Annotated in this window: 12 protein-coding genes, 1 tRNA gene, 1 pseudogene and 1 CRISPR repeat array; of the genes and pseudogenes, 5 read left to right on the plus strand and 9 right to left on the minus strand. The window is 71.5% G+C overall.

The window, feature by feature from the left end; all coding sequences use genetic code 11:
* The first annotated feature begins 30 nt into the window (after positions 1 to 30).
* A CRISPR array of direct repeats spans positions 31 to 1,215; the repeat unit is 28 nt; unit sequence GTCGTCCCCGCGCACGCGGGGGTCTTCC.
* A 45-nt stretch (positions 1,216 to 1,260) separates the two neighbouring features.
* A pseudogene (locus CcI49_RS44435) lies at positions 1,261 to 1,446 on the plus strand (ATPase, T2SS/T4P/T4SS family); the annotation flags it as partial.
* Positions 1,447 to 1,841: 395 nt separating this feature from the next.
* Here the strand turns inward: CcI49_RS44435 and CcI49_RS11975 are convergent.
* Both CcI49_RS11975 and CcI49_RS43245 read right to left on the minus strand, forming a co-directional pair.
* Positions 1,842 to 1,915, minus strand: a tRNA-Ile gene (locus tag CcI49_RS11975).
* Between the two features lie 209 nt (positions 1,916 to 2,124).
* Positions 2,125 to 4,299 (minus strand): hypothetical protein, encoded by a 2,175-nt coding sequence (locus CcI49_RS43245; protein ID WP_076826531.1) that lies wholly within the window; start codon positions 4,297 to 4,299, stop codon positions 2,125 to 2,127.
* Positions 4,300 to 5,131: 832 nt separating this feature from the next.
* Here CcI49_RS43245 and CcI49_RS11985 point away from each other — a divergent pair.
* The 4 genes from CcI49_RS11985 to CcI49_RS11995 all read left to right on the plus strand — a co-directional run bounded on the left by CcI49_RS11985 (position 5,132) and on the right by CcI49_RS11995 (position 8,114).
* Entirely contained in the window at positions 5,132 to 6,325 is a 1,194-nt protein-coding gene (locus tag CcI49_RS11985; RefSeq protein WP_241840023.1) for a DUF262 domain-containing protein, read from the plus strand.
* Between the two features lies 1 nt (position 6,326).
* Entirely contained in the window at positions 6,327 to 6,926 is a 600-nt protein-coding gene (locus tag CcI49_RS11990; protein ID WP_241840024.1) for a HEPN domain-containing protein, read from the plus strand.
* Between the two features lie 208 nt (positions 6,927 to 7,134).
* On the plus strand, positions 7,135 to 7,275 hold the full coding sequence (locus tag CcI49_RS42540) for a hypothetical protein (protein WP_198955521.1): 141 nt from the start codon (positions 7,135 to 7,137) through the stop codon (positions 7,273 to 7,275).
* Positions 7,276 to 7,370: 95 nt separating this feature from the next.
* Positions 7,371 to 8,114, plus strand: a complete 744-nt coding sequence (locus CcI49_RS11995; RefSeq protein WP_076826533.1) for an SDR family oxidoreductase — start codon at positions 7,371 to 7,373, stop codon at positions 8,112 to 8,114.
* A 70-nt stretch (positions 8,115 to 8,184) separates the two neighbouring features.
* Here the strand turns inward: CcI49_RS11995 and CcI49_RS12000 are convergent, their stop codons facing one another.
* The 7 genes from CcI49_RS12000 to CcI49_RS12030 form a co-directional block, all read right to left on the minus strand.
* Positions 8,185 to 8,670 carry an adenylyltransferase/cytidyltransferase family protein gene (locus tag CcI49_RS12000; protein WP_076826535.1) on the minus strand — a complete coding sequence of 162 codons (486 nt, stop codon included), beginning with the start codon at positions 8,668 to 8,670 and terminating at the stop codon, positions 8,185 to 8,187.
* Positions 8,667 to 9,719: a CDP-alcohol phosphatidyltransferase family protein gene (locus CcI49_RS12005; protein ID WP_076826537.1), complete on the minus strand. Its 1,053-nt coding sequence runs from the start codon at positions 9,717 to 9,719 to the stop codon at positions 8,667 to 8,669. Before CcI49_RS12005 ends, CcI49_RS12000 begins: the two co-directional genes overlap by 4 nt.
* Positions 9,716 to 11,074, minus strand: coding sequence for a glycosyltransferase (locus CcI49_RS12010; RefSeq protein WP_076826539.1), 1,359 nt, complete (start codon positions 11,072 to 11,074; stop codon positions 9,716 to 9,718). Before CcI49_RS12010 ends, CcI49_RS12005 begins: the two co-directional genes overlap by 4 nt.
* 181 nt (positions 11,075 to 11,255) lie before the next feature.
* The gene (locus CcI49_RS12015) at positions 11,256 to 13,742 is read right to left on the minus strand and encodes a LamG-like jellyroll fold domain-containing protein (protein WP_241840025.1); all 2,487 of its coding nucleotides are present in this window, start codon (positions 13,740 to 13,742) and stop codon (positions 11,256 to 11,258) included.
* A gap of 331 nt (positions 13,743 to 14,073) precedes the next feature.
* A complete protein-coding gene (locus CcI49_RS12020; RefSeq protein WP_076826545.1) occupies positions 14,074 to 14,643 on the minus strand; it encodes a hypothetical protein in 570 nt (189 codons plus the stop codon).
* A gap of 295 nt (positions 14,644 to 14,938) precedes the next feature.
* Positions 14,939 to 16,129: a glycosyltransferase family 4 protein gene (locus CcI49_RS12025; RefSeq protein ID WP_083749465.1), complete on the minus strand. Its 1,191-nt coding sequence runs from the start codon at positions 16,127 to 16,129 to the stop codon at positions 14,939 to 14,941.
* Positions 16,129 to 18,861 carry an O-antigen ligase family protein gene (locus tag CcI49_RS12030; RefSeq protein WP_241840026.1) on the minus strand — a complete coding sequence of 911 codons (2,733 nt, stop codon included), beginning with the start codon at positions 18,859 to 18,861 and terminating at the stop codon, positions 16,129 to 16,131. Before CcI49_RS12030 ends, CcI49_RS12025 begins: the two co-directional genes overlap by 1 nt.
* Between the last annotated feature and the right edge of the window lie 176 nt (positions 18,862 to 19,037).

Below are 19,037 nucleotides of genomic sequence, written 5' to 3' on the forward strand. Positions count from 1 at the left end.
TTTCGCATCCCCTCCCGACTGAGGAGGGCCGTCGTCCCCGCGCACGCGGGGGTCTTCCGTCGATCACGTCCAGCGTGCGGTACCGCACCTTGTCGTCCCCGCGCACGCGGGGGTCTTCCCCGACATAGGCAACCGGTGGCTGCCAGTTCGTGGTCGTCCCCGCGCACGCGGGGGTCTTCCCGAGGTTGTCGGCCGCGACGTGCTCGAGGTCGGGTCGTCCCCGCGCACGCGGGGGTCTTCCTCCCCTCGAGGCCACCCGCGGCGCCCTCCCCTAGGTCGTCCCCGCGCACGCGGCGGTCTTCCCGCCAACTTGATCACGCCGACGCCCTGCGCCAGGTCGTCCCCGCGCACGCGGGGGTCTTCCCTCGCGGTGGGCCCGATCGGTGTGGCTGCGCACGTCGTCCCCGCGCACGCGGGGGTCTTCCCCTCACCCCGGCGGTGGTCGCGAGCTGGGAGCGGTCGTCCCCGCGCACGCGGGGGTCTTCCCGTGGGCAGCGTCTTCGGCGGCATGATCGGCTAGTCGTCCCGCGCACGCGGGGGTCTTCCCACTGGGGCCAGTGGACGAGCAACTGCGCGGTCGTCCCCACGCACGCGGGGGCCGTCCCCTGCTCACCAACGCGGGCGGGATCATCATGGTGTCGTCCCCGCGCACGCGGGGGTCTTCCCATCCGTCATGATCCGTCAATATCCGTCACTGAGTCGTCCCCGAGCACGCGGGGGTCTTCCCGGGATCGACGCCTGGCGCTGGCGCTCCTCCCAGTCGTCCCCGCGCACGCGGGGGCCTTCCCGACGCCGCGGTCACCTCCATCTCCAACGTGCGGTCGTCCCCGCGCACGCGGGGGTCTTCCCGTCGCGCCGGAGCCATCTCCGGCCTCCCTATGGTCGTCCCCGCGCACGCGGGGGTCTTCCCTACGGCGTCATCTCGTTCGAAGCGCTCACGGCGTCGTCCCCGCGCACGCGGGGATCTTCCCGCGGTCGTCTCGTCCGGGTCGTGGACGAACACGTCGTCCCCGCGCACGCGGGGGTTTTCCGCAGGCGAAGGACGGCTTCACGGTCACCACCCGGTCGTCCCCGCGCTCGCGGGGGTCTTCCGACGTAGACGCCGGTGGTGTCGTGGGTGAACGTGTCGTCCCCGCGCACGCGAGGGTCTTCCCTGCGCCCACTGGGTGTTGAAGGAGCCGGCCCCATCGTCCCCGCGCACACGGGGTGTTCCCCATACGATCGTCTACGAGCTGGGGTTGGAGGACCTACGAGCAGGCCCACCCGGACGTGGTCGCGGTGTAGGTCCGCGAAGCCAACACCGAGGGTGAGGGCGCGATCTCCGCGGCTGAGCTGGTGCACGCGGCGCTGCGGATGTTCCCGGACCGGGTGATCGTCGGCGAGGCGCGCGGGCCCGAGGTGATCCCGATGCTCAACGCGATGAGCCAGGGCAGCGACGGGTCCATGACCCCGCTGCTCAAGGTGGTCTCCGGACCACTCGGGCACGCCTCCATCCACTTCACCGGCGACATCGACACGTCGATTTTCGCCGACGCCAACCCCGCAGCGGCCAAAGCTGCCGCCGCCATCGTCCCCCGCCGGCATCGACCGGGCTCTACAGCACCGGCGCAGCCCAAGAGTCTCGCTTCGCCGACCCTCAATAACGGGCCCGGCCTGGACATGTGGGGACAACAAGAATCAGTTCCCGGCCGAACCCCTCACCACCTGCGACTACTCTCTGCAACCAAGGACAGGGGCTCGAAATTTGGTTGCCATCGCAACGTCACCGGCACGTCATCACCAGCGCCGGTTATCGATCTCCACGGAGGACTGGCCCCCACAAAAGACCAGGTCAGACTGGGTGGGGCGGGTGGGGCTCGAACCCACGACCGACGGATTATGAGTCCGCTGCTCTGACCGGCTGAGCTACCGCCCCCGATGAGCCACCCTCGGTGTGAGGATGGCACTGCAAGCGTAGCGGTCCGGATCGGGCGTGGGGCACGCGGTCGGTGATCGGGTGCGGGTCCGGGGTGTAGGCCGCTCGACCTGCTGCGGCCCAGGCGCGGTGCGGTGCGGTGCGCCCCAGGCGCGGTGCCGTCGATGTGGCCCGGCGACGGGTCCGGGGTGTGTGGGGCGGTTGGTGGGTCAGGGTCTGGGCTCGTCCGTTGGTTCGCGGGTCGCCAGGCGGCGTTGGAGGGCGGCGTGGCGGTACTGGTAGTAGGGGCCGGCCTTGCGCAGGACGGTACGGCGGCGGGCGTCGTCCAGGAAGGCCATCAGCCGGAGCGGGGTTCGGCCGGTGAGTGCCAGCCAGCAGACGGTGGCGGAGTACAGCGATGATCGGGTGGAGGCCAGGCCGACCAGGGCGACGGAGATTCCGCCGGCGAGGCCGGTCGCCGCGCCGTTCACGACGGTGACGGCGAGGCCGACCGCGAGGCCGGTCGCGGTTCCGCTGACCAGCCCGGTTAATCGGTCGTACCGAAGCAGCGCCCGGGCGGCGGTGGCGCGGGTCAGGTCTGCGGGTGGTGTCAGGCTCGCCAGGGTGGCGGTGACCAGCACGGAGCCTGCGAGGCCTCCCGCGACACCGCCGGCGACGCCCTCGGTCAGGGCGTGGACGGGGTCCGTCCCGAGACCGGCGGCGAGGCCGTAGACGCAGCCGGCCAGGATGCCGCCGAGTGCGCCGAGCGGGAGCGCGAACAGCAGGCCGGTACGGATGTCCGCCGTGGCGGGCCAGGTGAGGGCGACTCTGCGCGGTTCGGTGAACAGTCCGCCTGACCGGCGTACCGCGTAGGCCTGGATGAACGCGGCCATGGTGCCGTCGGCGACGCCGACTGCGAGGCCGGCGATCAGGGTGGCCGCTGTTCCCGCCAGGATTCCGGTGACGAGTGCGAGCAGCAGCCGTGAGCCCGCTGTTCCGAGCCGCCACCAGGCGAGGTCGTAGACGGGGGTTGCTCCGGGACGTTCCTCGTGGACCAGTCTTCGGGCGAGATAGCGGTGGAATCGCAGCGCCTGGTCGGCGTTCCAGGCGGAGCGCCGGTTTCCGGAACGTGTGGTCGCTTCGGTTCCGGGATAGACGGCGCCGATCAGTCCGTCCAGGAGATGTTTCTCGATCGATTCCTGGTCGGGAAACCTGGCCTGGTCGCAGAGCTCCGCCGGGTGGGCCGCCGAGGAGCGGTGGTAGTTCGAGCGGGCAAGGGAGAGCATCAACGGCAGGCTCAGTGTGCGGACGAGCGGGGCGGTGGCGGACGGGGTGGCGGCGGACGTCGCGGTGGTGGACGTCGCGATGAGCGAGCAGACCGCGGACCAGCGGTTCGGGTCGGTTCCGGCCGCGGCGTCCAGGACGGCGATCATCTCGTCGCCGTCGAGTGGGAGGACTTCGACGGCGGGGGTCGCCTCGATCGGGGTTCCGGCTCCGTCCGGTGATATCGCCGCGGCGTAGGCGGCGGTCTGCCAGATCACCACCAGCGGGTCTCCTGCCCGCAGCGCGCGGTTGATCGACCGGATCGCGTCTGTCTGGGAGGCGGGGGCGAGGGTGTCCAGGCCGTCGATGACCGGCAGGAGGAGGCCGGTTTCGCGGAGCCTTCGCACCGCCGTGACCGTCCCACCGGCACTCGAGCCACTGGCGCTCGAGACGGGCGCGCCCAGCGCGGGATGGCAGCGGACGAGCTCTGCTTCGAACCACGCCCAGAAGCTCTGGTTCGTCGGGTCCCAGGATCCGGCGTCGACGAGGACGGGTACCGGTGCCTGTGCGGTTTCCCGTGCGGCCAGCAGGTCGAGGACGAGGTGGATGGCGACCACGGTCTTTCCGGCTCCACTGTCGCCGACTATCGCCAGGCGCCGGGTCGGGATCTGCCGGTACCGGTCGGCGAGGTTCTCCTGGCGACCGTCGAGCAGATGGGGCTGCCAGTCCGGGGCGGTGTTCCCGCTCCGGACGCGTCCGGGGGCGACCGCCGCGAGCCGGCGCACCGCACAGGTGGGGGCGCTGACGCTCGCCGACGCGTTCGTCGCCGCCAGCCGAAGCGAGTACATCGCGCCGCCGGTGAGGCCGCGGTGGACGAGCTCGTCCTCCCACCGCACCCGCACCCGGGCTGCCAGTTCGGTCAGGAGCCGCGGCAGGTTCTCGGCGGAGTGCTCCGCGGTGGCGGCGACCGACGAGCCGCCGACGAAGGCGATGATCGCCAGGGCGAGGCTCGCCGCGGCGAGCAGGCGGTCCACCCCGGCCCAGTTCCACAGGAGTGCGGGGGTGATGACGCTCCCGATCACGGCGGTGAGGCCGACGAGCCGAGCTCGGTTGACCTGCCGGAAGCGCGAAATCCGCGACATTGAAGTATTTCCACCTCAAGTTGGATGGACCTGGGGTTACCACCGGTGTTGTCCAGGCCATGGATGGCCGAACCACCGGTCAGAAGGAGAAGCCGATGTCAGGGCGTTCCGGTGCGTTGGCACCGGCGCCGATATCGACGCTCTTGCGCGGATCGAGACTGCCCCGCCCGCGTTTCCTCGCGCTGCCTACGTGCCGCAGGAGTGGGGCCCGCTCCGGTTCGACCCCGGATGGGGAACCTCCGGACGATGCTCCATGGACAGACCTCGTGCTTTCCGCCCTCATGATCCGACGATGCAGACCGTAGCACGATTGTGCTGATGCATGTGCATAAGCACCGCCAAACGACCGAGCATGGCAAGCCGGGACGTGTCACCGCGTCGATCGCGTCGATCGCGTCGACACCGAAGAGCTGGCATGGGGACCGGCATCCCCGACCGACAATCACGTTAGGTCAGACAGACAAGTGCACGTGTTTCTCGACAACACCGGCCGAGTTGCCGACGCCAGGGCACGTTGACGTGCGGAAACAGTCAGGGACGAACCCTGGAAGCGCGAGTCGTGAATTCCGACCAAACGCGACCGGTGGCCGGCACCGATCACCTGAAGTAGCCGGCGCCGGATCGAACGACCAGGTGGCAGTCCGGCACCGGGTGCCCTCGCCTCCGCGGCCGGCGACGAGAACCGGGCCGGTAGTAGGCTTCTCGCCGGGATGAGGCGCGGGATCGAGACGACGCGCTCGATGGTCGGGTAGCGGGCTGGGCCACGAGAACCCGCTCCTCGCCGATGAGCTGGCGCCCGCGAGGTCGCCAGCGGGTCGGCGGTTCGAAGAAGGTGACTGAGACGACCGGGACCGTGCCGTTGCCTCCCGCCGAGGAAGGCCGCGATTCCGCAGATGGCCGTGGTCCCGCAGACGGCCGAGGATCCGCAGCTGGCCGCGACTCGGAGGAACTGCTCGCCGAGGATGTCGCCGAGCTGCAGGAGGTGGATCCCGATCCGCCCCAGATCAGCTACAGCGGCACCGACTTCGATATCGAGGGAATCGTTCGCCGGCACGACCGGGGCGACATCGTGGTGCCGTCGTTCGGCAACGACGATCCGAGCATCGAGACCGCGGGATTCCAGCGCGAGTTCGTCTGGAAGCGCAGCCAGATGGACCGCTTCATCGAGTCGCTGCTGCTCGGCTACCCCATCCCGGGAATTTTCCTCGTCCAGCAGCAGGACCGCCGCTATCTCGTCCTGGACGGGCAGCAGCGCATCAGGACGCTGAGCCTCTTCTACGGTGGCAGCATCGGCAACCGCGAGTTCGCGCTGCAGAACGTCGCCCCCCGTTTCCGGGATCTCACGTACAACACACTGTCGGACGAACAGCGCCGCACCCTCGACAACACCTTCATCCAGGCGACCGTCGTCCGGACGGACGGGACGACGCAGTCGCTCGACGGTGTCTACCAGATCTTCGAGCGGCTGAACTCGGGCGGCACCCAGCTCACCCCGCACGAGATCCGTGTCGCGCTCTACGCCGGCGAGTTCATCAGGTTCCTGACAACGCTGAACGACAAGCCGGCCTGGCGGGCGCTCTACGGCCCGCGCTCCCCTCGCCTGCGCGACCAGGAGATCGTGCTCAGGTTCATCGCGCTCTACATCTCGCCCGGCAACTACCGGCGTCCGCTCAAGAAGTACCTCAACGACTTCGTCGGAACCCACCGGGACCTCGATGACCTGCCGGTGGAGCTCATCGAGAGGCGTTTCACCCGGGCGACGGAGCTGGTGCTGGCCGACGCCGGGAGAAACGCGCTGCGGGCTCGGGGCCGCCAGTTGAACGCCTCTCTCACCGAGGCTCTGCTGGTGGGCCTGGCCCGCCGGCTCGACGCCGGTGACGAGCCGAGCGCCGGCCAGGTGAGCTTGGCGATCACGAACCTGCTCGGCGAACCCGGGATCGACTACGTGACCACCCGCGCCACCGCGGACGAGGACAGTGTGCGCAGGCGGCTCGGATTGGCCACGAGGGCCTTCTCCCGCATCTGAGATGGGCACCGGACAGATGGGCACCAGCCAGACGGGCGACAGCCAGACAGGCAGCGGCCAGACAGGCAGCGGCCAGACGGGCGGCAGAGGGCCGCGTCGCCATGCCCGCGAGGAGTGGCCGCCCGCCGAGACCCAGCTCATTCTCGGTCGCCTCGGGGAGTTATCGGCCCTGGTGCAGGAACAGGCGCGGATGCCCGACAACCAGGAAGTCGCGTCGTGGCTGGCCCGGCTGCTCGTGGTCCGCAGCTGCGGCTATCTGGAGCAGACCGTCGTCGTGACCTCCCGGGCCTACATCAGCCGGACGTCCAACGGCATGGTGCGAAACTTCGCGCTGGGTGCGCTGAAACGCGCGCCGAACCCCAGCGCCGACGCGCTGGGAGAGCTGGCGCTGCGTTTCGATCCGGCGCTGAAGTCCGAGCTGAGAGCCCTGCTCGGGGCGAACGACCAGCGGTTGAGACGTGAGCTGAACTATCTGGTCGAGCTGCGGAACAAGATCGCCCACGGGCAGAACGAGAACGTCGGTGTGGCCAAGGCGCTGATCCTCAAGGAAGTCGCCTGCGAGGTCGCCGACTGGTACATCCTTMGCTTCCGGCCACGCTGAGACCTTCCGCACGCCGTGCCACGGCGATCTCGGCCCGGCCACCTGCCCTGGCCGCCCGGCACGGCCGTCTCCCCCTGGTCGGCGAGAGTGCTACTGCCCACCTTTGCTGACACCACGGCGGTGTTCCCTCGTAGCGTCACCATGGCCCCGCAATGCGGATGGGGTGACCTGTTTCGCTAGGAAAGGCACGACGATGGCGGATGTATCGGTGCGTCTGCCGGCCGAGGCCGGCAGTGAGATCGTCTTGAATCTGTCTCTCTCCCAGGCAGTCCGGCTGATCGAATCCCTCACGGGCAGGATCGCGGACGTGATGACCAAGCCCGAGCGGGTGGGAGTCGGTTCCCGCTGAGCGGAGACGACCCGCGCTGAGCGGAGGCGGCCCGCCTGCTGCGGTGGGCTGAACATCCACTGGTCGCACCGGCCAGGTGCGCCGATGGTGGGCGCATGACGAACACATCGACGCACCGTGTTGCGGTCGTCACCGGTGGCTCCCGCGGCATCGGCCGCGAGGTGGCCCTGAGGCTCGCCGCGGACGGTTTCGCGGTCGTCGTCGGGTACGCCGGTCGGACGGACGCGGCGCAGGACACCGTGGCCGCCGTCGAGGCCGCCGGGGGTGCGGCGATCCCCGCGCAGGCCGACGTCGCCGACGAGCACGCCGTCGCGGGCATGTTCGAGGCCGCCGGGGCGGAGTTCGGCGGGGTCGACGTCGTCGTGCACGCCGCCGGCAGGATGCCCCTGTCGACCGTCGCCGACCTGGATCTGGCGGTGCTCGACGAGCTGTACCGCACGAACATCCGCGGCACCTTCGTCGTCGCCCAGCAGGCAGCCCGCCGGCTGCGCCGGGGCGGGAGCCTGATCACCTTCTCGACGTCGATTCTCGGGCTCGCCCTCCCCCGCTACGGCCCGTACGCGGCCAGCAAGGGCGCCGTCGAGGGCCTCACCCTGATCCTGGCCCGGGAGCTGCGCGGCCGGGACGTGACCGTCAACGCCGTCGCACCCGGCCCCACCGCGACCGATCTGTTCCTGCACGGCAAGGACGAGCAGACGATCGCCCGGCTGGCCGCGCAGCCGCCGCTGGAACGCCTGGGCACCCCGGCCGACATCGCCGGTGTCATCGCCTTCCTCGCGAGCCCCGCGGGCCACTGGGTCAACGGCCAGAACATCCGCGTCAACGGCGGCATCGTCTGACCTCAGGGGCAGAGTCACCCGCCTACCGGGCCACCGAGCCCAGGCCGCACGACCGGCGGCGGGCACATGTTCAGGTTCGCCGTGGTGTTCGCGCCGACGCCGAGGGGACGGGGTCGCGTGCCTTGCTGCTCGCGAAGTCGTCGCGCTGCTGGTTGAGGAAGCGGCGCAGCTCCGTGCTGGACGTGTGGACGGTGTACGGGAAGTACACGACGCGGGCGCCGACCGTGGCCAGGTCGGCTTCCAGCTTCCGTCCCTTCGGGGTGTTCTGCCAGTCGTCGCCCTTGAACAGGACGTCGTAGTGAACCGCCGGCCACATGGCGAACTTGTCGTGGTGGGGGTCGACGACAACCTCGTCGACCAGGCGCAGGCTGCCGACGATCTCGAGGCGTTCCGCGAGCGGGACGACGGGCAGGTGGCCTTTCACCGCGAGTACGACCTCGTCGGTCACCACACCCACGACGAGATGGTCGCAGGCCCCGCGGGCACGGCGGATGATGTTCAGGTGCCCGATGTGGAACATGTCGTAGACACCGGGAACGTAGCCGACGGTGGTCATCGTCGACCGCCCCGCGCAGTGTTCACGACGCGGACGTTCACCCCGGGCATGAACGATGTCGGAGCGGGCGCCGGCGGAGCGAGCGGCCCTGGAGCCGCCGAGGTCGCAACGGCGCCGGTCGCGGCGGTGGCAGCGGTGGCAGTGGTCGGGGCGGTCACGCCCAGTGCGGTCATCGCCCGGTAGCCGCGCAGCAGCACGCCGAGCAGGTAGAGCGCGTTCGCGGCGGCGAGGGCGGCGTAGGCGACACAGAACGGGGCGCTGAACGCGGTGCCGGCGCCGAGCAGGACGAAGATCAGGCACAGCAGCCCGTAGTCGCTGGGCAGTACGAGAAGCGACCGCCAGATCGGAGCATGTGTCCCGGCCGCGGCGCCCGACGCGACCGCCTGGCTCCCCGCGACCGCCTGGCTCCCCGGGACCGGCTGGCTCCCCGGGACCGGCTGGCCTGCCGCAACCGAACAGCCTGCCGAAGCCGAAGGGCTCCCCGAAGCCGGAGGGCTCCCCGAAGCCGGAGGGCCCGCGGCGGCCGCTGGGCGGGTCCGGCGCAGGAAGTCGCTGATGATCATCGAGAAGAAGGTGGTCGTGGCGACTGCCGCAAAGGCCAGCGGGACCAGGAGGAACTCGCCGCGGCCGAGGGCGGAGAAGCGGTAGCAGGAGACCGCGACGGCCAGGTGCAGCAGCGGGATCTTCGCCGAGTCGCAGACGTGGTCGAGCCATTCGCCGACCGGGCTGCCGCCGCCGCGTAGCCGGGCGAGCTGGCCGTCGGCCGAGTCGAGGGCGTAGCCGATCATGAGGGCGAGGCAGACGGCGACGCCGACGAGTGCGGTCGGGCGGGCGTACGCGAGCAGGGCGATGCCGCCGAAGGTGAACAGCCCGCTGATGGCGGTCACCTGGTTCGGGGTGAGCCCGGCGGTGTAGCCGGCGGCGGCGAACAGCCGGCCCAGCCGCCGGTTCACGAAACGCGAGTAGGCGGGCGCGCCTTTCGGTGACTTCTGCGCGGAGCTCAGCCGGTCCAGAGCCGCGCGGAAACCGGCCGGTGGGGAGACGCTCATGCGTGCCGCCGGCTCGCGAGGCGCAGCGCCTGCCGCCGCGGCACCGAACCCGGAAGCGAAAGCGGAGCCGAAAGCGGGGCCGAAAGCGGGGCCGAAAGCGGGCCCGGAAGCGTGCGCGGAAGCGGGAGTGGAAGCTGGAGCGGGAGCTGAAGCTGAACAGCGGCAGGAACCGAAACGGGGACGGGACCGGGAGCGGTGACGGGCGCAAGGTCCCCGCTCTCGGTGAATCGGCGAAGGGAGCTGGTCAGAGTGGGCCGCCAGTGTGGGTCACGGCCGGCGAGGCGCAGGCAGAGTTTCTCGTAGCCGATCGCGACCTCGTCCCAGTCGAATTTCGCGGCGGCCCGGTTTCGCGCGAGCAGGCCGTACCGATCACCGATGATCGGGTTCCTTTCGGTCGCCTCCAGATGGCGGGCCAGCTCGTCCGGCTCGGTGAAATAGAAACCGGCGTCGCCGAGCACCTCGCGGTTGAAGCGGTTCCCGGTTGCTATCACGGTGGCGCCCGCACCCATCGCGCGCAGCAGCGACGGGTTGGTGCCGCCGACGCTGTGCCCGTGCAGGTAGGTCAGGCTGGCCGCGTAGAGCGCGTTGAGCAGTTCCTGGTCGTAGACCGCGCCCAGGGAGATGACCCGCGGGTCGGTGGCGAGGAGCTGGGTGAGGTCGCGGGTGTACCGCGTCGGGTAGGGGTTTCCGCCGACGACCACGAGTGGATGTCGGGAGCCGCTCGCCAGGTATCCGCGGGCGATGAGGTCGATGTTGTTCTCGGGTTCCATCCGGGCGACGACCAGGTGGAACTCTCTCGCGCGCAGGCCGAGCTCGGCGACCCGGGCGGTCGCGGCGGATTCGAGCAGTGGTGCACCGTAGGTGAGCACGGTCGAGTCCGCGTGGAACTTCCAGCGGTAGTAGTCCGCGATGGCGGTGCAGTCGGCGATCAGGTCATCGGCCCAGGCCACCGCGAGGGCCTCGGCCATCATGTAGTAGCGCCGGCCGGCACCGGCCCATTTGCCGCGGCGCCACTCCAGCCCGTCGACGTGCACGGCCACCGGGATCCTCCGTAACCGGAGCAGGGGTAACAGCGGGGCGTTGGCGGCATTGAAGAGCAGTGCCACGTCCGGCCGGTGCCGCAGGGCGTGCGCGACGCTCACCGTGGTGTGGCTGAGTGTCTCCAGCGATCGGCGGCGCAGGGCCGGCAGCTCGACTCTGCGCATTCCCAGGAATTCGTCCGGGCCTTTGCCACGACAGTAGACGGTGACGTCATGGCCCAGCTCGACGAGCCGGCGGCCGACCTCCTCCACCGCCGTCTCGAAGCCGCCGTAGTTCGCCGGCACACCACGGGTACCGAGCATGGCTATTCGCATTGCGCCCCACCCCACGTTCAGATTCCGTGCATGCCCCGCAACGCGAACGTAGCCGTCACCCTTATCCGCAGATGGCAGGGATCGTCATTTTCTGGAAAATCAATGGTACACGGAGCGGCACCTCTTGTTCAATTTCTGGAAAACTGGTGCCAGCATTCTAGGAAAGGCCGAGAAAGGTCTCCTAATTTGTTCTGCCGGCCTGGTTGTGCCGTTGGACCTGGGCCGGCGTCAGAGCGGTCGGGTAGATCGCCACCTCGTCGATCGCACCGGCGAGGAAGTTGCTGGTCGGCCGGTCCGGCCAGAAACCCAGGGCGTCCCCGCCGACCCGCCAGTAGCCGCTGAACGCCTGGGCGGACGTCGTCGCCGGATCCTGGCCGACCTGGGCACCGTCGACATAGAGCGACATCCCGGCACTGGACAGGGTGGCCACCACGTGATGCCACCGCCCGTCGTTGTAGGCACCGGCGCTGGTGATCGTCCGGAAGCCGCCCGGGTTCACGCCGAACGTGACCCGGCCCGCGTTGGTCAGGTAGACGTGCCGGTCGTAGCTGAAGGACGTCCCGGTGTTGCTGCCGCCGAAGCCGAGGAGCTTCCCGCCACGGGTCGAGGTGGTGTTGAACCAGGCCTCGGCGCTGAACGTGGCCGGCGCGGTCACCGCCGTCGGCGTGGCGCCGAAACCGGTGGAGGTGCCGCTGAAGGTCGAGGCGGTGTCCGCGTCACCGGCGATCGCGCCCGGGGTGCCACGGGTCACGGTGCTCCCCAGGCGCAGGTCCGCGCCGCCGGCCAGGTCACGGGAGGTCGTGGTGCCGGCCGTCTCGCCGAGACGCCAGTAGTTGGCCGGCCCGTCGGCCAGGACCGTCCGGGCGTAGGCGCTGGTCGGCGCGGGGCCCGCGCCCGTCACCGTCACCGGTGCGCTGGTCGGGCCCGGCGTGACGTTGCCGAGCGGGTCGGACACGTAGACGCGGTAGGTGTGGGTGCCGGCGCTCAGGCCGGTGTCGACGAACGTGGCCGGCTGCGGTTTCCAGAACCGCCCGTTGATCGTCGTGGTGTGGACGGGGCTCGCGGTGTTGCCGTCCCGGACGATCCGGTAGGTGAGGGCCTCGTTGTCGTTGTCGTAGGTCGTCGTCCAGCTGACCCGCGCCGAGCCCGCGCCCACCGCCTGGACGGTCGGGGTGAGAGCCGCGGCGGAGTAGACCGGGCCGACCCGGTTCGGCGCCACCGCGCGGATCGCGAAACGGACCAGGCCCTGCTGGGGCGTCCCGTTCACGGACGGGAACTCACCGCCCAGCGACAGGTAGCTGCTGTTCCCGGTGATCGACCAGGCGGCCTGGCCCTGGCCGGTGAACGTGCCGGCGGCGAGCTTCGGGTACCAGTTGAGCTGCGTCGGGGCCGGGTTGCCGGCGAAGTCGGCGTAGCCGATCAGCGTGTTGCGCCCGACGGTGCCGGTCGCCTTGGTGGTGAAGGCCAGCGCCCGGTAATAGGACATCGGATCGGTCTGCGGGAACGCCCCGATGTTGCCGCAGAAGTGCGCGTGCCCCACGTTGTACAGGACGCCGCCGACGGCGAAGTTGTCGTAGGTGTCACCGTGGCAGTCCTCGATCCAGATCAGGTCACCGGTGGTGGGGTTCGCGGCGAAGCTGCCCTCGAGGTTGCCGCTCGTCGCCCCGGAGACCCAGCCCGACCCGTAGATGTTCGTGCCGTCGGTGCGCAGGCTGTCGATGCTCGCCTTGTCACCCGAGTTGCGCACGATCTTGTTCGCCGCCCATGGCAGGGTCGCGCCGGTGGTGGCATCGACGGCGCCGAGCCCGGTCGCGGACACGCCGTTGAGGGAGTTGAACTGGCCGCCGACGATGACCCGGGACCGGTCAGGGGTCAGGACCATCGCGTTGACCTGGCCGTTCGCGGCCGCCGGCGCCCAGTTCAGCAGAGCCCCGGTGGACGTCGAGTAGGCGGCCAGGCGGGAGCGGGTGTTCCCCATCGCCGAGGCGAAGACCCCGCCGGCGTAGAGGGTCGAGTCGGAGGCGGTCAGGGCGCGTACCGACGCGGCGGCGCCGCCCGTCCAGCCGCTGACAAGGGAGCCGTCGACGGTGTTGAACGCGGCGATCCGGTTACGGGTCTGCCCGTCGACGGCGGTGAAGTCACCGCCGACGTAGATCCTGCGGCCGTCGGGTGAGGCGGTGATCGCCCGGCCCTGGGCGTTGAGCGTGTGGTTGAAGCCCGCGATCAGGTTGCCGGTCGTGATGTCGTAGGCGAGCAGGTTGCCCCGCGGGGTCTCGTTCACGCCGGCGGCGGCGCCGGCGGGCCGGGCCGCGGTGAAGCTGCCCGTCACGAAGACGGTGTTGCCGACGGTCGCCTGCGCCCACACGACACCGTTCACCTGGACGGTCGGCAGCGCGTCCGCGCTGACCGTCGCCGGTGTCGACGGGTCGGGTGGCGCGGTGTCCGCCGCGGCTCCCGGCGCTGTCAGCAGGACGGACGCGCCGGTGCCGACGACGGCCAGGGCGGCGACCGCGGCCAAACCGACCAGGCGCCTGGCGAACCCGCCGCGCCCGGCGAACCCCCGATGCCCGACGACCGTGCCGCGCCCGGCGAACCCGCCACGCCCGGCAGGCTGGCCGGCGCCGCCGGCAGGTAAATCTCCGTCTCGCCCTGACTTTCGCCGCGTCACCCGCATCACGCTCTTCCTACGCCGAGCGCGACCGGAAGCACGCCCACCATTAACCAGCATGAATTCACAGCTGCGCCGGTTTTCGGGGAACCTTACACAGCGACCCGCAGCAGCTCAACCGTTCAGCATTGCGACGAATTAGCCTTGCATGGCAGCACGCCACGGAAACCAAAGAAAGTCAACGGAGAATCAACAAGCTCGACCGGGATTTCGTCGACCCGATAAACAGATCAGGCCGCTTATTGAGACCGATGCCCGCGGTGGATGCGCGCCAACCCGCGCGCCAGCGGACCGCCCCGCCAGCCAACCGGGATGTCAGCCGACCGGGATGTCAGCCGACCGGACCGGAGAAGACGACCGCGGGTTTCGTCGGGTCGTAGCTGACGACAGCTGTGACCCTGGCGCGCTGGTCCTCGGGGATGAGGAAGACGTAGACGCCGTCGGCGGTGCGCCCCGGCTGCAGCGGGCCGGCCAGGGGACGCACCGTGCCGCCGTCGTCGGGCTGCGCCGGTGTGTCGTCCGCACCGTAGGACACGGTGATGTTGGCCCCGTTCAGGTCGACGACCTGCCCGGAGTCGTTGCGCAGGGCGAGCGTGAAGGCGACCGCGGGCCGGCCGACGAACTGCCCCGGCCCCTCGCCGGCCGAGCGCACCGGGCTTATGTCAGCCACCGAGACGACGACCTTGCCGGCCCCGGACGCCGGCGCCGTGAACGGTGCCGGGCCGGCGGTCGGCGCCGGCGCGCTCGGCACGGCGGCGAGCGCGGTCGGGAAGGGGCCCTGCTTTCGGTAGGGGTCGTCCCCCGCCCCGTCGTCGTCGCCACCTCCGCAACCGGCCAGCGCGACCACGGCCGCGAGAACCCCGGCCAGCACACCGCTCCCAAGGACGGATAACGATCTCACGCCGGAAACCCTACGACCCACCGCGCTTCACCAGCCAGTTCCCGCCCGCGACACCGACGAATTCCATCGATTCCTGCGACCTTTTCCTGAGGCCACGGACGAGATACCGACACCCGAACCTCCGTTATGGTTCACAGGATTTCTGGCCGCCGGGCCGACCGGCACTTCCGTGCCACCTTTCCCGCAGATTTCCGATGGGACCGCGGAATACCCGTGGCCTCGTTCCGAAGCCCGTCGCGGGCTCCCGAGCCTCGGGCAGCCGTTGCTGCCGGGCAAGAGTTGAGGATCCTGGTCGTCAGAACGACCAAAATCCCATGATCTTCAAGCGGCGACCTCGGGCCGCGGTCAGTGTGCCGATCAGGGCGTTGATCTGGGCGTGGTAGCGCTCCATGCCGAACCGTTCGGCGGCGTCGGCGCGCCCCGCCTCCGCCAGTCGGGCGGCGTACGGCCAGTCGTCGAGCAGGGCGCTGACCGCCGCCGCCAGGGCCGCGGGGTCGTCCGGGGGGACCAGCAGGCCAGTGCGTTCCGTGCTGACGATCTCCACGAGCCCCTGGGCGGCGCTCGCGACCAGCGGACGTCCGGCGAGCAGGGCCTCGACCGCGACGTTCCCGAACGGTTCGACCCGGGACGGGACCAGGACGACGTCCGCCGCGCGGAGGAAGGGCTCGATGTCGGGCTGGAAGCCGTGGAAGCGCACCCGACCGGCGAGCCGTGGGTCGGCGGTGGCGTCCCGCAGCTGGCGCTCGTACCACTCGTACCCCTCGAACGTGCTGCCGACGAGGTCGAGCTCTACGTCGCGGCCGGCTTCCCGGAGCCTGAGCAGCGCGTCGAGGGCGACGTCGGTCCCCTTGCGCGGGGAGAGCCGGCCGACGAGAACCAGCCGAGCCGGAGTGCCCGGCCGCACCGGCGGTGACAGCGGGGGCGGCAGGGCTGGGCCGCCGGCGCGGGCGACCCCGTTGTAGACGAGCTCGGTCCGTCCGGCCAGCGCCGGCATGGCCGCGGCGAGGGTGGCCGCCGCGGCGGAGCTGTTGACCACGATCGTCCGGGCCAGCAGCAGCGGGGCGGTGAGCGCGACGCCGACGAGCCGGCCGGTGCGCTCCGCCTCGTGCACGTGGACCAGGCTCGGCAGCCGGCACAGCCGCGCGGCCACCAGCCAGACCGGGATCGTGATCGTGTTCACGTAGAGGACGTCCGGCCGGACCAGCCGGATCAGCCGGACCAGCCGCCCGACCGCGGCCACCATCCGCACCGCGAGGCCGAAGGCCCGATGCGGGCGCAGGTATCGCTTGCGCAGGACGGGGACGTCGCCGGCCCGGACCTCGGCCCCGGCCTGTTCCAGCAGCGGCCACAGCGGCCCCCGGTCCGGCAGGACCACGATCGCACGTGCGCCGGCGGCGACGACCCCGCGCACCGAGTCGAGCAGCATCCGGTCCGCGCCGTACAGCTCGGCGGAGGGGTGCGCGAACAGGACCGTCCGGCGGGCCATCAGCCGGCCCCGGCCGGGATCCGCTCCGGCGCCGGCCGGCCCGTCGGGCGCGCCGGCCCCGAACCGCCCGAACCTCCGGGACGTCCCGCCGACGCCGGATCTCGCTCGGGCACCGAACGTCCCGAAGGCACCGGACCTCGCACGGGCACCGAACGTCCCGCTGTCACCGGACCTCGCTCGGGTGCCGGCCCCGCGGAACCGGCCCGTCGGCGGGTCAACGCGCCGGTCCAGCCGACGATCACCGCCAGCAGGATGTTCGCGACGTTGGCGGGTGCCGCCATGTGCTCGGCGGTCAGGCCGTCGAAGAGGAGGAACAGCAGCAGCGCGGTCAGCAACGTCAGGTCCGCCCTCTCGTCCGCCCGCTCGTCCGGCCGGGCCCGGCGCCACAGCCCGCGCAGCGTGACCGCGATCCCGCCCAGCAGCGCCAGCCAGAGCAGCGCACCGATCGCACCTCCGTCGACCAGGACGTTGACGAACGCGTTGTGCCCACCGCCGAGACCGATCGCGTCGAGGAAGATCCCGCGGGAGGCGGTCAGCCCCCAGCCGGTCATCGGTTTCTGCTCGAACGCGTCGAGGGCGAGCGACCACAGGTTGGTGCGCTCGTTGAGCGTGGCCAGCTTCTCGGCGGACTCGCCCCGGCTCAGGTAGGAGAGCACGACGTCCGAGGAGGTGACCGCCGCGATCGCGGTGAAGACACCGATCGTGGCCAGCAGGTCGAGCCGGCGCGCACCGCGGGCGCCGCAGACCATCGCCAGCAGCGCGGCGACGACCGCCCCGCCGAGGGCGCCCCTGGTCCGCGAGGCGAGCAGCCCGGACCCGACGACGACCAGCAGCACCTGGTACGTCCAGGTCGGCCAGATGCGGTGCCCCCGGCCCGGCCGGGTCAGGTAGACGGTCAGGATCACCGTCGCGGCGCCCAGGTAGATCCCGGCGACGACCGGGTGGACGTACAGCCAGGTGAAGCGTCCGGCAGTTTCGCCGCTCACCGGCGGGAACCGGTGCAGCGCGCCGAACAGCACCGAGCCGGCGACGGTCGCGGCGAAGGCGTGGGCCAGGCCGTGCAGCTGGGCGCGGCTGGCGTACCGCGCCGCGGTCTGCGCCACGGCCACCGTGAGCAGCAGCTGCGCCGCACGCACCACCGCCAGGCTGCCGTACGGCGACCAGACCACGGAAAGCGCACAGTAGGACCCGAAGACCCAGGCCAGGACGACGACGGTGGCGTTGCGCCGCTGCGCGGGCGCCCGCGCCACGGTCAGCAGCAGCACCACGCCGACCGTCGCGTACACGGCCATCTCCACCAGGATGAACAGGTCAGCCTGCCCGGACGTCGTCGCCTCCTTGCCGCGCAGCCGGACCTTGTAGTCGCTGGCGAGCATGAGCGGGAGCACGACGGCGGCCAGCGCCCACCGGTTCGGGCTGGGAAGGAGCCGGGGCAGCCGCCGCGCACCCGCACCCGCGCCCGTGCCCGGCGACCGAAGGCCTCGGTTCCAGGCCCGGGCCCGCGAGCGGGGCCAGCCTCGGCTTCGGTGCAGCGTTGGCTGCCGGCCTGGACGCCGGTCCGGTTGCCAGCCCGGTTGCTGGGACCGGTGCCGGTGCCGGGAGCGAGCCTGCTCGTCCGTGCGGCTGGCGAGGACGTGCAGGCACAGCGCGCTCCCCAGCCGGCCGACCGCCAGGCCCACCGGGACCGCGACCGGATGCCCGGCGGCCAGGATGACGACCACCAGGGTGACCCCGACCAGCGCGTCGCCGAGCCAGGCCAGGAACACCGTCCGGGTGCGCCGGCGCGCGACCAGCGCCGTCGCGGCGGGCAGGCCGGCCGCGAGCGCGCAGCAGTACACCGACCAGGCGAGCACGGCGCCGCGAGGCACCTCGACCCCCGGCCCGACGACCAGATCCGCGAACGGGCCGACGACAAGCAGGGCGACCGCGCCGACCAGCACCGTCGCCCCGATCAGCGCCACGCTCGCGCGACGGGCCCGCCGGGCGGACGTCGCACCATCCGCCGCGAACGCCGGCAGCAGGACGTTCCCCGCCGCCGCGACCACCGTCTGCGCCGGCGCGATCATCAGCCGGGCCGCCTCGACCTGGCCGAGCACGCCCCGCCCGGCGACGGCGCTGATCAGCACCCGCGCCGTGAACAGCAGCGCCGGGGTGAGACCGGCCTGCAGCGAACGCCACACCGCGAAACCGGCGACCTCGCGCACCAGGCCCGCCGTGGGCCAGGCGGGACGCAGCTGGGCGAGCGGGAGCTGCCCGAACGCGAGCCCGATGGCGACGGCGGCCCCCGCGCCCATCGCGAGGATCACCATGAGCAGGCTGACCGTCATCCCGGCCGCGCCCGCCGCGGTGAGAGTCAGGAGCGTGACCGCGACGTAGCCGGCGTCGTTCGCCGCCAGCTTCCAGAACGACAGCCCGGCCATCAGCGCCCGGCGCCCGAGCTCCTCGTGCAGCCAGAGCACGATCAGCCCGGCGTAGGCGGCCCCGACACCCGGCCCGAGGCCGGCGAGCCCGATCGCCACCCCGAAACCGACCCCCGCGGCGGACGTCACCAGGACCCCGTGCGCGACCAGCACGGCGCCGCGCACCGCCGGATCGTCCCGACCGAGCACGGTCAGTGCGTCACCGACGAACGCGGTGTAGAGCGCCGTGCACAGGACCAGGCAGGAGACGAGCAGGRCCAGCGCGCCGAACCGGTCGGCGCCGAGGGCACGGGCGGCGGCGAGCTGCACCACCAGGCTTCCGCCCGCGTTGATGGCCTGCGCAGCGACCGCACCGCCGGCCCGTCCACCGATCCGTCGGGCGACGGATCGGCCGGGCGGTCCACCGGACGGTCCACCGGGACGTCCGCCGACCGGCCGCGACCGCTCTCGCCGCGCTGGCGGCTCTGGCCGCCCTGCCGGCTCTGGCC

It is taken from the genome of Frankia sp. CcI49, from assembly GCF_001983215.1.
Classification (GTDB): domain Bacteria; phylum Actinomycetota; class Actinomycetes; order Frankiales; family Frankiaceae; genus Parafrankia; species Parafrankia irregularis.